We start from the raw sequence: 13,695 nt of genomic DNA, 5'->3' as shown, positions 1-13,695 counted from the left end.
CTACCCCCGCCCCCGCGACGGCTCGCCGAACAGGTCCACCGCCCGGCGCACCTCCAAAAGCGCGCCGGACAGCGCGCTCATCGAGCCGAGCGCCCCGGCGACCAGCAGCAACGACCGGCGTAGCCGCGGGACATCGGGCACGCCGTGGACGGTCATCGCGGCGAGGGCGGCGAGTTCGTCCTCGGCGATGGCACGGTCCGGGAACTCGGCCGGAAGGGCGGCGAGTTGGCGGCGCAGCCGGGACACGGCGGTCCGCAGTCCCGCCACCCTGGGATCTTCGTCACTGCCGGTCACCGGCCTCTGCCCCAAGCTCCGCAACACAGCGTTCCCCCCTCGTGCGCGCCTCCGTCGTGCCCCGCGAGCATCCCGTGGCGGTGGCCGGACGCCGGGGGACGTCAGTAAACGCCACCCGGCACCGGCCGCGCCACCGTGAGGACCGAAATTCAGCCCGCCGAAACCGTGTGGACGCCTGCGCGTCAGGTATGCAGAAGGCATGCCGCACACCCACGACCAGGTCGCCGGACTGCTGCTCGCCGCGGGCGGGGGGCGTCGCCTCGGCGGGCGGCCCAAGGCGCTGCTGACGCACCGGGGGCGTCCGCTCGTCGAGCACGCGGTCCGGGCGCTGCGTACGGCGGGCTGCAGGCGCGTCCACGTGGTCCTCGGGGCCGCCGCCGACGCCGTACGGGAGAAGGCGCGGCTCGAAGGGTGCGTGCTCGTCGACAACCCGGGGTGGGAGCGGGGAATGGGCGGCTCGTTGCGCCTCGGGCTGGAGTCGCTGGCCGGGACCGGCGCCCGGGCCACGCTGGTGTGCCTGGTCGACCAGCCCGGGGTCGGCGCGGAGGCGATGGCCCGGGTGCTCGCCGCCCGCCCGTCCGGGGACGTGCTCGCGGCCGCCTCCTACGACGGCCGGCGCGGCCACCCGGTGCTGCTCGGGTCCCGGCACTGGGCGGGCGTCGCCGCCGGCGCGACCGGTGACCGGGGCGCCCGCGCCTACCTGAACGCGCACGGCGACGAGCTGACGCTGGTGGAGTGCGGGGACGTGGCGCAGCCGTACGACATCGACACCGAGGCCGACCTGTGGCGGCTGGAGTGACCTCGGCGGGACCGGCGCGCGGACACAGCGCGGCATTGAACTTCCACGATGAGGAAACTACTATCCACTGACGCAGATCAAGTCGTGTGCGCCGACCCGCCCCGCCGAAGGAAGTGACCGCTCATGGCAGCCCCCGCGCCGTCCCCGCAGGCCGTAGTCGACGCCGAGCCCCTGCCGCGGCAGGAGGAGGTCCTCACCGAGGCGGCCCTCGCCTTCGTGGCCGAACTGCACCGCCGCTTCACCCCGCGCCGGAACGAACTCCTCGCCCGCCGGGCCGAGCGCCGCGCCGAGATCGCCCGCACCGGCACGCTCGACTTCCTCCCGGGGACCGCCGCGATCCGCGCCGACGACTCCTGGAAGGTGGCCCCCTGCCCCGCCGCGCTGGAGGACCGCCGGGTCGAGATCACCGGCCCCGCCGACCGCAGGATGACGGTCAACGCCCTCAACTCCGGTGCCCGGGTGTGGCTCGCGGACTTCGAGGACGCCTCCGCGCCGACCTGGGAGAACGTGGTCCTCGGCCAGCTCAACCTCATCGACGCCTACACCCGGAACATCGACTTCACCGACCCCGTCTCCGGCAAGGCGTACGCGCTGCGCCCCGACGACGAGCTCGCCACCGTCGTCATGCGCCCGCGCGGCTGGCATCTGGACGAGCGTCACCTCGTCGACGCCGAGGGCGTGCGGGTGCCCGGCGCGCTCGTCGACTTCGGCCTGTACTTCTTCCACAACGCCCGGCGCCTGCTCGACCTCGGCAAGGGACCGTACTTCTATCTCCCCAAGACCGAGTCGCACCTCGAAGCACGGCTGTGGAACGACGTGTTCGTCTTCGCGCAGGACCACCTCGGCATCCCCCGGGGCACGGTGCGCGCCACGGTCCTGATCGAGACGATCACGGCGGCGTACGAGATGGAGGAGATCCTCTACGAACTCCGCGAGCACGCCTCCGGGTTGAACGCGGGCCGCTGGGACTACCTGTTCTCCGTCATCAAGAACTTCCGTGACGCCGGGCCCGAGTTCGTCCTGCCGGACCGCAACGCCGTGACGATGACCGCCCCGTTCATGCGGGCCTACACCGAACTCCTCGTCCGCACCTGCCACAAGCGGGGCGCGCACGCGATCGGCGGCATGGCGGCGTTCATCCCGTCCCGGCGGGACGCCGAGGTGAACAGGGTCGCCTTCGAGAAGGTCCGCGCCGACAAGGACCGTGAGGCCGGCGACGGGTTCGACGGCTCCTGGGTCGCCCACCCCGACCTCGTCCCGATCGCCATGGAGTCCTTCGACAAGGTCCTCGGCGACCGGCCGCACCAGAAGGACCGGCTGCGCGAGGACGTCGACGTCCGGGCCGCCGACCTGATCGCGATCGGCTCGCTGGACGCGAGGCCCACGTACGAGGGCCTGGTCAACGCGGTGCAGGTCGGCATCCGCTACATCGAGGCGTGGCTGCGCGGACTCGGTGCGGTGGCCATCTTCAACCTGATGGAGGACGCGGCCACCGCGGAGATCTCCCGCTCGCAGATCTGGCAGTGGATCAACGCGGGCGTGGAGTTCACGCACGAGGGGCGGACCGTGCGGGCCACCCCCGAGCTGGCCCGCCGGGTCGCCGCCGAGGAACTGGCGGCCGTCCGCGCGGAGATCGGCGAGGAGGCGTTCGCGTCGGGGCACTGGCAGCGGGCCCACGACCTGCTGCTCCAGGTCGCCCTGGACGAGGACTACGCGGACTTCCTGACCCTGCCCGCGTACGAGCGGCTCGAAGGCTGAGCGCCGCGCGCCTCAGGGCGCGGGCTGGTCCGAGTGGCCCAGGGGCTTGCCCGGGGCCACCCGGTCGCGTACGAGGCGCTTGACCGCCGTGGGCTCGGGGAAGCCCTGCTCACGGCGGTCCCACACCACTTCGTCGTTCACCCGGACGACGAAGACGCCGCCGGTGCCGGGCCGCAGGGCCAGCTCGGTGAGCTCCGTCTCGAAGGTCGTCAGCAGCTCCTGCGCGAGCCAGGCGGCGCGGGGCAGCCAGCGGCACCGGGTGCAGTACTCGATCTCCACTCGCTGGACGTCGCTCATCCCAGGTGCACCGACCAATCCTGTTCCGCGGCCGGCTTGCCGTGCAGGTCGGGGACCCGCTTGAGCCAGTCCGGCCGTCCCTGCTGCGTCCTCGCCGCCCGCAGGGCCTCCTCGGCGGCGAGTTCCTCCCGGGTGGGGAAGTCCGTGGGCAGCCAGGCCGCCGAGGCCTTCACGCGCGCGTGGAGGTGGTCCACGTACGCCGTGCGGGCGTCGTCGGCCGTGGCGAACGCCGGGTCGTCCGCGAGCCAGGCGTCGGGGACCTCGGCGAGGATCTCCCGGAGCAGTTCCCCGGTCACCCGGGGCGCGAGTTCCGCGTCGGCGGCGCGCACGTCGGGCGCGTAACGGCCGAGGGCGTGGTGGCGGAAGTCGTAGACCTTCGCGGGGTCGGCGCCGTCCCACCGGTGGTGGAAGACGAGTGCGGCTCCGTGGTCGATCAGCCACAGCCTCGGCGGTACCGTCCCGGACGTGGGCCACACCATCAGATTCGAACTGTGCACGGTGCGGTCGACGTTGACGGTGAGGGCGTCGAGCCAGACGATCCGGCCCGCCTCCAGCGGGTCCACGGGGAAGGTCTTCGCGACCTCGGGGGTGAAGTCGCGCGCGCCGGGCAGGCAGTCCATGCCGAGGTTGAGTCCGGCGCTGGCGGCGTGCAGGTCCCGCACCTCCTGGTGCGGCTCGCTGTCCGCGATCGCCGGGTCGAAGCCGACCGTGACCAGTTCGGGGAAGCGCAGCCCCAGGGCGCGCGCCAGTTCACCCACGACGATCTCGGCGACCAGCGCCTTGCGGCCCTGCGCCGAACCGGTGAATTTCACGACATAAGCGCCGAGGTCGTCGGCCTCGACGACGGCGGGGACGGAACCGCCGGACCTCAGCGGTTCCACATATCGAACGGCAGTCACGTGGCGCAGCACACCGGTCAGCCTAGTTCAGGTCGTACGGGCCCGGATCACGCGTCGGCCAGGGGGTTGGGCAGGGGCAGGTAGCGGGCGTCGGCGCCGTCCGCGCCGGTCCAGCGCAGCAGCAGGTTCGTCTTGCCGGGCAGGGTGGGCGCGGCGAGCAGGGCGCGGACCTCGGGGAGGTCATGGCCGGCGAGCTCACGGCGGGCGGCGGGCCAGGGGTCCAGTCCGGGCCGGTGCTCGGCGAGGGCGGCGGCGACCTCGGTGAGGTGGTTGACGACCAGGCAGTACACGAGCCGTTCCCAGCCGGCGGCCCGCGCGACGTCCGGCAGCAGCTTCACGCCCTCCGCGTCGCGGAACAGGGCCTGCACCGGCGTCCCGCCGGCGTCGACGGCGACCAGGGTGTTCTGAAGATGCGCCTCCAGGACGACGCCGTGGTCGGCGAAGGCGCCGAGCACCGGCGGGACGACGGCGGCCAGGTACGCCTCCCACCAGGCCGCCGGGTCGGCCGCGCGGTGCGGGGGGCTGCCCGCGAATCCCTCGACGAGACCGGCGGCGAGCAGCGGGGTCGCGCCGGGCAGCAGGTGGCCGCGCAGGCCGTCGCGGACCAGCACGGCGAGTTCCTCGAAGGCGAAGTCGGCGGTGCGGTAGCCCCGGTCGCTCAGCCAGGCCGCCGGGCCGCCGGCCGCCGTGAACGCGCGCGTGACGGCCGCGTCGGTGCGGCGGAGCCGGAGCAGGTCGTGGCGCCAGAGCCGGCGGATGTCGTTGGTGATCCGCACGTCGAGGCTGAACTTCAGGAACAGGTCGGGCCCGGGCGCGTACAGGGTGCGGATCGCGGCGGTGGGCCAGGCGTCGAAGGCGGTGACGCCGAGGCGGACCAGCCGGCCGTCGGCGAACGCGGGGGCGAGGGCGCGGCGCGCCAGGTCGAGCTGCCAGGGGTGGGCGGGCAGCAGCCGGTAGCCGGGCGGGGCCTCGCCGAGGGCGTCGAGCGCTGCGGTGTCGCCCTCCTCGACGACCGTGTCCTCGCGCAGCCCGAGCAGGACCAGCGGGAAGCGGGCGTGGGCCTCGGGGGCGTACGGCAGCCAGGCGCTCGCGGGGCCGCCGCCGCGCGCCTTGGGGGCGGGGTGGTGGGGGTGGCCGGTGAGGAGGGACTGCTCGGAGCGCAGGTAGGGGTCGTCGGGCGGGGTGGCGCCCGCGCGTGCGGCGAGCAGGGCGGCCACCGCCTGCCGGCTGTCGAGCATCTCGGCGGGCAGCTCGTGGTTGGCGAGCCCGGTGTGCCGGCGCAGTTCCTCGCCGGCCAGGGAGACGAGCGCGCCGTGGTCGAGGCGGTGCCAGGCGCCGGCGGTGTACACCTCCGGTTCGGTGGGGCGCCGGGCGCCGCGCACCCGCAGGACCCGGCCGGACGGCAGCCGGTGCACACGGCGTCCGTCGCGTTCGGACAGCGGTTCCCCGACCTCCCGCAGCAGGCAGTTCAGCAGGGGCGCGCCCGCGCAGGCTTCGGCGCGGGCGGCGAGGCCGTCCCGTCCGGCCCGGTCGGCGGACGCCGGGGCCTTGGCGGTCGGGGGGATGAGGTCCACGGGTTGTACTCGTTCCCTACGGTTCTTCTCGGGCGGGGACGATCAGTATCGCGGTCGTCACGAGCCGTCCGTGACGCCGTACCCGTACCCGAGGAGTCCGCCCGTGCACCGTCCCCCCACCGCCGAGGCCGAGGTGGCCGCCGAGCTCGCCGGGGTGCGCCCCGCGCTCGGGCCCCGGTTCGCCGCCGAGCTGCCGGGGGCCCGCGCGGCCGTGCTGACGCGGCTGTGGCGGGCGCTGGCCCATGAGCCGCTGCCCTGGATCGAGCGGCGTGAGGCGGGCCGGGAGGGTCTGGCGCTGCGCCTTGCGGACGGCCGCCGTCTGGACGGCCCGCCCGCGGATCCGTACGCGACGACCGGCAGCGTGACGGAGGTACGGCTCGACGGGGTGGCGTACGACGATCCCGCGCGGCTGACGACGGAGCTCGCCGTGCCGCACGGCGACGGCTTTGCGGCCGAACTCGGCGACAGTGTGGCGTCGTTGGCTCTCTCGCGGGCGGCGGCGGCGAGCGGCGGAGCCGGTCCGGGCGGATGGCCCGCGCACGACTGGGAGTGGGAGCAGCGTGTCGTCGACGGGCATCCGTACCACCCCAACTGCCGTTCCCGGCCGGGTTTCTCGGTGGCGGAACAGCTCGCGTACGGCCCCGAGCACCGCCCCCCGCCGGTACGGCTGACATTGCTGCCGGCGCCGGCCGCGGAGTGTCTGGTCACGGGTGACTGGCCGGGCGAACTGCGGTACGGGCGGGACGTGTTGATCCCGGTGCATCCGTGGCAGGCGGCGCACGTCCTCAAGCGGTCCGGCCTGCCGGGTCCTGCCGCACACCCGTTGATGTCGTTGCGCACGCTCGCGGTGCCGGGCGGCCCGCATGTGAAGACGGCGCTCAGCGCCCGGCTGACGTCGTCGGTGCGGGACATCTCGGTCGGCTCGGTCGCCTCCGCCGCGGTGCTGTCGGCGTTCGCGGAGACGCTGGCGGCGCGCACGGACGGTCTGCTGCACATGACACGGACGTGGGGCGCGGTCACCGCCGGCTCCCCCGATCTGGCGGCCCTTTTGCGCGAGTCGCCGGCGGCTTACGCGGGGCCGGGCGAGCATGTGACGCCGGTCGCGGCGCTCGCCACCACCGAACTTCCCTCACGACCGGGCTGGTTGGCGGAGTTGGCGCGGCTGTGTCTGGCCGTCGGGTTGCGGCTGCTGGAGCTGGGCGTGGCACTGGAGGCGCACGGGCAGAACCTGCTGGTGGTGCTGTCGGCGTCGGGCGCCCCGCTGCGGCTGGTCTACCGCGACCTCGCCGACATCCGGGTCAGCCCGGCCCGGCTGGCCCGGCACGGTGTGCCGCTGCCCGAGCTGCCGGAGCGGATCCGCACGGACGACGTACGGGCGCTGCGCCGCAAGCTGTTCGGCTCCCTCGTCGGGGGCGCGCTGGCGGGGACGGCGGGCGACGGGGAGACGCTGCGGGCGGCGCTGGCGGCGGCCGTCCGGGAGCTGCCGCGCACGCCCGATCTCGACGCGCTGTGCGAACAGCCGCTGCCGGTCAAGGCGTTGACACTGATGCGGCTGTCCCCCGAGGTCGCGGGCGACCAGTGGACCGTACTGCCCAACCCGCTGCGGCCGCAGGGCATCTGAGGCCGTTTTTGTGGCGGAGCGCCTCCGATCAATAGGATCCGCCGATGATCAGAACACAACGGCTGGCGGCGGGCGTGGCGGCACTGCTCGCCACGCTCGCGGTCGGGATCGCGTTCCCGTCCGGGGCGGTCGCCGACGAGACCACAGCCAACGCCCCGAAGGTCGACCTGGTCCTCGACGTCAGCGGCTCCATGCGGGCCAAGGACATCGACGGCGGGACCCGGATGGCCGCGGCCAAGCAGGCGTTCAACGAGGTGCTCGACGCCACTCCGGAGGGCGTACGGCTCGGCATCCGCACCCTCGGCGCCAACTACCCCGGCGACGACCGGCAGACGGGCTGCAAGGACACCGCGCAGCTCTACCCGGTCGGCCCGCTGGACCGGACCGAGGCGAAGACGGCGGTGGCGACGCTCACGCCCACCGGCTGGACCCCGATCGGCCCGGCGCTGCTGAAGGCGGCCGGGGACCTCGACGGCGGTACCGGCTCCAAGCGGATCGTGCTGATCAGTGACGGCGAGGACACCTGCGCGCCGCTCGACCCGTGCGTGGTGGCCCGGGAGATCGCCGCCAAGGGCATCGGACTGACCATCGACACCCTCGGCCTGGTCCCCAACGTCAAGATGCGCCAGCAGCTCAGCTGCATCGCCGAGGCCACCGGCGGCACCTACACCTCGGTGGAGCACACCGAGGAACTCGCCGACAAGGTCAACCAGTTGGTGGACCGGGCGGCCGACCCCGTGGTGACGCCGGTCGCCGTCGGCGGCGCGGAGTCCTGCACCGCCGCGCCGGCGCTGAAGTCGGGCCTGTTCACCGACCGCGAGGAGTTCGGCCGGCAGCGCTGGTACCGGGTCGACGTCGAGCCGGGCAAGGAGCTGCGGGCCTCGGTCAGCGTGGCGGCCGACCGGGCCGTGAACCCCTCCTACGGGGTGCTGCTGCGGGCGGTCACCGTGCACGGCCGGGAGATCGTACGGGGTGAGGCCGCGGGCAACGGCCGTACCGACGTCGTCTCGGCCGGTCTGCGCTACCCGAAGGCGGAGAGCGACGAGGAGGACGCGCCGGCCGAGACGGTGTGCCTCCAGGTGACCAACTCCTTCTCCCCGGCGGCCGGGGTGAAGACCACGCCCGGCATGCCGCTGGAGCTGACGGTGGACGTGGTGGACAGCCCGTCCCCGGCGAGCGACGTGGCCTCGTTCGGTCTGGGCCGCGGCTGGTGGCTGCTCGGCGCGCTGGTGCTGGCCGGCTTCGTCGCGGGCGTGCTGTGGGGCTGGCTGTCACGCTGGCGTGTCGCGATCTGGAGGACCAACTGATGCGGATCACACGCGTGGTGAGCGCGACCCTGCTGGCGCTCGGTCTGGCGGCGGCGCCCGCCGCGGCCGACTCGACGCCCTCGGCGAGCCCCTCCCCCGACAGCGCGGCGCCCACCCGGGCGGGCACGTCGTTCCGCACCGCCACGGAGGTCGACCAGGGCCAGAAGGCGACCGCGAGCGCGTCCACGGGCGACTACCTGTACTGGTCGTTCCCGGCCGACGCCGGCCAACGGCCCACCGTGAAGGCGACGGTGAAGCTCCCCGAGGGCCACACCGGCCAGACCTGGCAGATCGACGTGTACGACGGTCTGCGCCGCCGCCAGGCCTGCCAGTACGGCGCCCAGACGCGCACCGCCGCCGCGGGCGCCGCCTCGGTCGAACTGGCCTGCGTCCTGCGCACGGTGCGCGCCTGGTCCGAGCCGTGGGCGAACGACCCGCTGCCGGGCACGTACTACGTCCGTCTGACCGCCGTCGGGCTGAAGACGGCCGACCTCGGACTGCCGGTCTCCACCGAACTGCGGGTGGACTCCAAGGACATGGGCGGTGCGGCGGCGGTGGACGGCAGCCTCGCCGAGCCGCTGGTGCCGGGCGTCGCGGTCAAGCGGGACGCTGAGAAGGACGATTCGTCCTCGGCGGTGCTGTCGAGCATCGAGCCGGACGACGGCTGGTCGTCGGGCTGGTGGTCGGACCGCTGGGTGTGGACGGCGATCGGCGGCATGCTGGCCGCGCTGGCCGGCATCGGCGGTTACGCGCTGACCCGGGGCACGGGACGCCCGTCCGGGGTGCCGCCGCAGGCGTAGCCGACGGGCTCGCGAGCGCCTGAACGACCCTCAGAAGGCCTGTCACGCACACGTGGCAGGCCTTCTCTCATGCCTCACGCCTCACGCAGCGCCTTGGCCGGCGGGCCGTCACCGCTCACGCCGACGCGCCCGGACCGCACCGCGTCGGGCAGCGTCAACTTCCCACGCGCGAGGGCCTCCGCAGTGGCGGCGTCCAGGGTGAGACGGGCGTCGGGCTCGCCGGGTGCGGGACCTTCGCCGTAGACGGGCGCTTCCCGAGCACCCACCAGAAGATGGAACTCCCCTTCTTCCAGCACCACTTCGACGACCCCGTCGCCCTCGCTCTCCAGCGCGCGCAGCAACGGCAGCGCGAACCAGTGGGCGCGTACGGCGTCGGTGGGCTGCCGCTCCCCGAGTTCCCCCTGCCCCCACGCCCCGAGCGCCTGCAGGACTGGCAGCAACTCGCTCCCGCGCACGGTGAGTTCGTACACGTAGGCCGCTCCGGGCGGGGGCAGCCTGCGGCGGGTGGCGAGGCCGTCCCGCTCCATGTCCCGCAGCCGGGAGGCAAGGACGTCCGTGCTGACGCCGGGCAGGTCGGCGTGCAGGTCGGTGTAGCGGCGCGGGCCGGCGAGCAGCTCCCGGACGATCAGCAGGGTCCAGCGGTCGCCGACTACGTCGAGCGCGCGGGCGGCGGAACAGTACTGGTCGTAGCTTCGGCGACGAGACATGCGAGGCAGTCTAGACATGTCGTTGGACTTTCCAAGCGGTGACTTGGTAAAACCAAGCAACCCCAGATACCGGAGGGACGCATGGAGTTCCGGCAGTCGAACAAGCTCAGCGAGGTCTGTTACGAGATCCGCGGCCCGGTGATCGAGCACGCCAACGCACTGGAGGAGGCCGGCCACAGCGTGCTGCGCCTGAACACGGGCAACCCCGCGCTGTTCGGCTTCGAGGCGCCGGAGGAGATCATCCAGGACATGATCCGGATGCTTCCCCAGGCCCACGGATACACGGACTCGCGCGGCGTCCTGTCCGCCCGCCGGGCGGTGGCCCAGCGCTACCAGAGCCGGGGCCTCGAGGTCGACGTCGACGACGTCTTCCTCGGCAACGGCGTCTCCGAGCTGGTCTCCATGGCCGTGCAGGCGCTGGTGGAGGACGGCGACGAGATCCTCATCCCGGCCCCCGACTTCCCGCTGTGGACGGCGGTGACGACCCTCGCCGGCGGCAAGGCGGTCCACTACCTCTGCGACGAGCAGTCGGAGTGGTACCCGGACCTGGACGACATGGCGTCGAAGATCACCGATCGCACCAAGGCCGTCGTGATCATCAACCCGAACAACCCGACCGGGGCGGTCTACCCCAAGGAGATCATCGAGGGCATCCTCGACCTGGCCCGCCGCCACGGCCTGATGGTGTTCGCCGACGAAATCTACGACCAGATCCTCTACGACGACGCCGTCCACCACTCGGCCGCCGCGCTCGCCCCCGACCTGGTCGTCCTCACCTTCTGCGGACTGTCGAAGACGTACCGGGTGGCGGGCTTCCGCTCGGGCTGGCTGGTGGTCACCGGCCCCCGGCAGCACGCCAAGGACTACCTGGAGGGCCTGACCATGCTGGCCTCCATGCGCCTGTGCGCCAACGCGCCTGCTCAGTACGCCATCCAGGCCGCGCTGGGCGGCCGGCAGTCCATCAGCGAACTGACCGCACCCGGCGGCCGGCTGCGCGAACAGCGGGACGTGGTCTTCGAAAAGCTCAACGAGATCCCGGGCGTCTCCTGCGTCAAGCCCAAGGGCGCGCTGTACGCCTTCCCGCGCCTCGACCCAGCGGTGCACCGGATCCACGACGACGAGAAGTTCGTCCTGGACCTCCTGCTGCGCGAGAAGATCCAGGTGGTCCAGGGAACCGGCTTCAACTGGCCCTCCCCCGACCACTTCCGCATCCTGACGCTGCCCCACGCGGAGGACCTGGAGGCGGCGATCGGGAGGATCGGGCGGTTCCTCGGCGGATACCGGCAGTAGGACCGCTGGGCGTCGAGCCTTCAGCCGAGCGCGAGCTCGCACCACACCGTCTTGCTGAAGCCGTCGCCCCAAGTCGCCCCCCAGTGGCTCGACAACGCCTCGACCAGGAGCAGGCCCCGGCCGGACTCGGCGTCCGCGGCGGGCGGCCGGAGGGTCCCGGGCGTGGGTGGGCGGCGGCCCGGGCGGGGGTCCGTCACCTCGATGCGAAGGGTGGCGTCCTGCGGGTAGAGCGTCAGGCGGAGCCGGAAGTCACGGCCCCGCTCCCTGCCGTGCCGTACGGCGTTCGCCGCGAGTTCGGCGACGAGGAGCGCGGCGGTGCCGTTCGCGTCCGTCGCGTAGGGCCAGCCCCAGGTGTCGAGTTGTTCGGCCGTCAGGCGCCGGGCGAGGCGGGCACCCCTGGGGGTGGCGGAGAGCCGGACCGTGGACTGACGCGTGGTGGGGGCCGGCTGGGCAATCTCCAAGTTCATGTCACTCAGCGTGGTCGATCGACTCTACTCTGAACAGGAACATCAGCGGTACGCAGCGTCACTGTCCGGTCGCCGTCCGGGTCTGTCCGGGCGGCGACGCGTGACGCATGGGGCCGGTGGGGAGTTGGGATCGAACGGCACGAGGAGGTGTCCGGGGTGGGCGCGACGGGACAGGGGCACGTCGAGGAACCGCACGCCGACGACGAGGAGTCGACGGCGGTGCTGCGGACCGTCGGCAAGGTGATCAAGATGTTCCGGGAGCGGAGGGGCTGGACGCAGGCCGAGTTGGGGGCGGCCATCGGGTACAGCGAGGAACAGGTGTCCTCGGTGGAGCGGGGACGACGGGCACCCAAGCCGCAGTTCCTGGAGGCGGCGGACGAGGCGCTGTCGGCGGGTGGGCTGATCGCCGGGCTGCGCAAGGACGTGGAGGAGGCCCGGTACCCGAAGAAGGTGCGGGATCTGGCCAAGCTGGAGGCGCAGGCGGTCGACCTGGGGGCCTACGCCAGCCACCACATCCACGGCCTGTTGCAGACCCCGCAGTACGCGGAAGCCCTGTACGCCATGCGCCGACCGACGTACACCGAGGACGAGATCAGCCGTCACGTCGCCGCGCGCATGGCCCGCAAGTCCGTCTTCGACCGTGTACCCGCGCCACTGCTCAGTTTCGTCCAGGAAGAGGTGACACTGCGTCGGCCCCTCGGGGGCAAAATGGTGTTGCGCCAGCAGCTCGAACACCTGTTGGAGGTCAGCGCACTGAGGCACGTCGAGATCCAGGTGATGCCCACGGACCGTGAGGACCACGCAGGCATGGCCGGCTCGCTGCAACTGCTGAAACTCAGTGAGGGCAAGACGGTAGGGCACTCCGAGGCCCAGCTGCACAGCCACTTGATCAGCGGCCCCAGGGAGGTCCAGATCCTGGAGATGCGCTATGGAATGATCCGCGCGCAGGCTCTCACCCCCCGGGAGTCACTGGCCTTCATCGAGAAAGTCCTGGGAGAGGAAACATGACGCTCACGCCCTCAGCTCCGCTGAACTGGATCAAGAGCAGCTACAGCAGCAACGACGGCCCCGAATGCGTCGAGGTCGCCTTCACCCCCAGCACCATCCACATACGGGACTCGAAGACCACAACAGGCCCCCAACTCGCCTTCGCCCCCACGCAGTGGGCCGCCTTCGTCACGTACGCCGCCGACCGCTGACACGGCACGCGGCGTCGGCGTCGCCGGGCGCGCTGTGCGAGCCTGTGTCGCATGGGTGATCTTTTTCTCGTCCGGCACGGAGAGACCGCGTGGTCGCGTTCCGGCCGGCACACCGGATCGACGGACGTCCCGCTCACCGAGCACGGCCGGGACGAGGCGCGGCGGCTGGCGCCGCTGATCCGGTCGCACCGGATCGGTGCCGCGTTCGTCAGCCCCGCTCAGCGCGCGCGGGAGACGGCCGAGCTGATCGGGCTCGGCCCGCACGAGCCGCAGGTCGACGCGGATCTGCGGGAGTGGGACTACGGCGGCTACGAGGGCATCACCACCGTGGAGATCCATCGGGAGCGGCCCGACTGGTTCCTGTTCACGGACGGGGTCGCGCCGGGGCCGCCCGAGCATCCCGGGGAGAGCCCGGAGCAGGTCGGGGAGCGGGCCGACCGGATGCTGGCCAAGGTGGACGCGGCGTTCGCGAACACCGAGGGGTGCGTGGTGCTGGTGGCGCACGGCCACTTCCTGCGGGTCCTCACGGCGCGCCGGCTGGGGCTGCCGCCGTCCTCGGGCGCGCTGTTCCAGCTGGCCACGGGCACGCTGTGCCGCCTGGGGACGGAGCACGGGCGGCCGGTGATCGCGGGGTGGAACATGCGTCCGGGCGGCTGACGGGCCCGGGGGATGTCAGACCCGCG

General features: G+C 73.0%; 15 protein-coding genes. 9 read left to right on the top strand and 6 right to left on the bottom strand.

All coding sequences use genetic code 11. From position 1 onward, the window contains the following. Positions 1–321 (bottom strand): DUF5955 family protein, encoded by a 321-nt coding sequence (locus ACFYXA_RS02125; protein WP_389027509.1) that lies wholly within the window; start codon positions 319–321, stop codon positions 1–3. Between the two features lie 172 nt (positions 322–493). On the opposite strand from ACFYXA_RS02125, the gene ACFYXA_RS02120 reads away from it, so the two are divergent. Together ACFYXA_RS02120 and aceB are read left to right on the top strand one after the other, a co-directional pair. Then, positions 494–1,093, top strand: coding sequence for an NTP transferase domain-containing protein (locus ACFYXA_RS02120; protein ID WP_389027507.1), 600 nt, complete (start codon positions 494–496; stop codon positions 1,091–1,093). Positions 1,094–1,216: 123 nt separating this feature from the next. Next, positions 1,217–2,851 (top strand): malate synthase A, encoded by a 1,635-nt coding sequence (aceB, locus tag ACFYXA_RS02115; protein ID WP_352249399.1) that lies wholly within the window; start codon positions 1,217–1,219, stop codon positions 2,849–2,851. 12 nt (positions 2,852–2,863) lie between these two features. On the opposite strand, the gene ACFYXA_RS02110 is transcribed toward aceB, so the two are convergent. From ACFYXA_RS02110 to ACFYXA_RS02100, 3 genes are read right to left on the bottom strand one after another with little or no spacing between them, the layout of a single operon-like run. Then, on the bottom strand, positions 2,864–3,148 hold the full coding sequence (locus ACFYXA_RS02110) for a SelT/SelW/SelH family protein (protein ID WP_130437880.1): 285 nt from the start codon (positions 3,146–3,148) through the stop codon (positions 2,864–2,866). Further along, on the bottom strand, positions 3,145–4,059 hold the full coding sequence (locus ACFYXA_RS02105; RefSeq protein ID WP_352249397.1) for a HipA family kinase: 915 nt from the start codon (positions 4,057–4,059) through the stop codon (positions 3,145–3,147). The genes ACFYXA_RS02110 and ACFYXA_RS02105 overlap by 4 nt, the downstream gene beginning before the upstream one ends. Positions 4,060–4,094: 35 nt before the next feature. Then, positions 4,095–5,621: an IucA/IucC family protein gene (locus ACFYXA_RS02100; protein ID WP_389027504.1), complete on the bottom strand. Its 1,527-nt coding sequence runs from the start codon at positions 5,619–5,621 to the stop codon at positions 4,095–4,097. Positions 5,622–5,724: 103 nt separating this feature from the next. Between ACFYXA_RS02100 and ACFYXA_RS02095 the strand changes: the two genes are divergently transcribed. From ACFYXA_RS02095 to ACFYXA_RS02085, 3 genes are read left to right on the top strand one after another with little or no spacing between them, the layout of a single operon-like run. Further along, positions 5,725–7,242: an IucA/IucC family protein gene (locus ACFYXA_RS02095; protein ID WP_389027502.1), complete on the top strand. Its 1,518-nt coding sequence runs from the start codon at positions 5,725–5,727 to the stop codon at positions 7,240–7,242. A gap of 44 nt (positions 7,243–7,286) precedes the next feature. Further along, the gene (locus ACFYXA_RS02090; protein WP_352249393.1) at positions 7,287–8,549 is read left to right on the top strand and encodes a VWA domain-containing protein; all 1,263 of its coding nucleotides are present in this window, start codon (positions 7,287–7,289) and stop codon (positions 8,547–8,549) included. Beyond that, entirely contained in the window at positions 8,549–9,349 is an 801-nt protein-coding gene (locus ACFYXA_RS02085) for a hypothetical protein (RefSeq protein WP_352249391.1), read from the top strand. The genes ACFYXA_RS02090 and ACFYXA_RS02085 overlap by 1 nt, the downstream gene beginning before the upstream one ends. 74 nt (positions 9,350–9,423) lie before the next feature. On the opposite strand, the gene ACFYXA_RS02080 is transcribed toward ACFYXA_RS02085, so the two are convergent. After that, positions 9,424–10,056: a winged helix-turn-helix transcriptional regulator gene (locus ACFYXA_RS02080; RefSeq protein ID WP_352249389.1), complete on the bottom strand. Its 633-nt coding sequence runs from the start codon at positions 10,054–10,056 to the stop codon at positions 9,424–9,426. Between the two features lie 81 nt (positions 10,057–10,137). Here ACFYXA_RS02080 and ACFYXA_RS02075 point away from each other — a divergent pair, with 81 nt between their 5' ends. Next, positions 10,138–11,346 carry a pyridoxal phosphate-dependent aminotransferase gene (locus ACFYXA_RS02075; protein WP_351092478.1) on the top strand — a complete coding sequence of 403 codons (1,209 nt, stop codon included), beginning with the start codon at positions 10,138–10,140 and terminating at the stop codon, positions 11,344–11,346. A 20-nt stretch (positions 11,347–11,366) separates the two neighbouring features. Here ACFYXA_RS02075 and ACFYXA_RS02070 read toward each other — a convergent pair whose 3' ends face one another. Further along, positions 11,367–11,813, bottom strand: coding sequence for an ATP-binding protein (locus ACFYXA_RS02070; RefSeq protein WP_352249387.1), 447 nt, complete (start codon positions 11,811–11,813; stop codon positions 11,367–11,369). A 156-nt stretch (positions 11,814–11,969) separates the two neighbouring features. On the opposite strand from ACFYXA_RS02070, the gene ACFYXA_RS02065 reads away from it, so the two are divergent. From ACFYXA_RS02065 to ACFYXA_RS02055, 3 genes are read left to right on the top strand one after another with little or no spacing between them, the layout of a single operon-like run. Beyond that, positions 11,970–12,821, top strand: a complete 852-nt coding sequence (locus ACFYXA_RS02065; RefSeq protein WP_352249385.1) for a helix-turn-helix transcriptional regulator — start codon at positions 11,970–11,972, stop codon at positions 12,819–12,821. Continuing rightward, complete coding sequence (locus tag ACFYXA_RS02060) at positions 12,818–13,012, top strand: DUF397 domain-containing protein (protein ID WP_352249383.1); 195 nt, start codon at positions 12,818–12,820, stop codon at positions 13,010–13,012. Before ACFYXA_RS02065 ends, ACFYXA_RS02060 begins: the two co-directional genes overlap by 4 nt. A gap of 51 nt (positions 13,013–13,063) precedes the next feature. Further along, the gene (locus tag ACFYXA_RS02055; protein ID WP_352249381.1) at positions 13,064–13,669 is read left to right on the top strand and encodes a histidine phosphatase family protein; all 606 of its coding nucleotides are present in this window, start codon (positions 13,064–13,066) and stop codon (positions 13,667–13,669) included. Positions 13,670–13,695 lie beyond the last annotated feature (26 nt).

The organism is Streptomyces sp. NPDC002566 (genome assembly GCF_042889585.1).
GTDB lineage: Bacteria > Actinomycetota > Actinomycetes > Streptomycetales > Streptomycetaceae > Streptomyces.
This window is presented reverse-complemented; position numbering and strand designations above follow the sequence as displayed.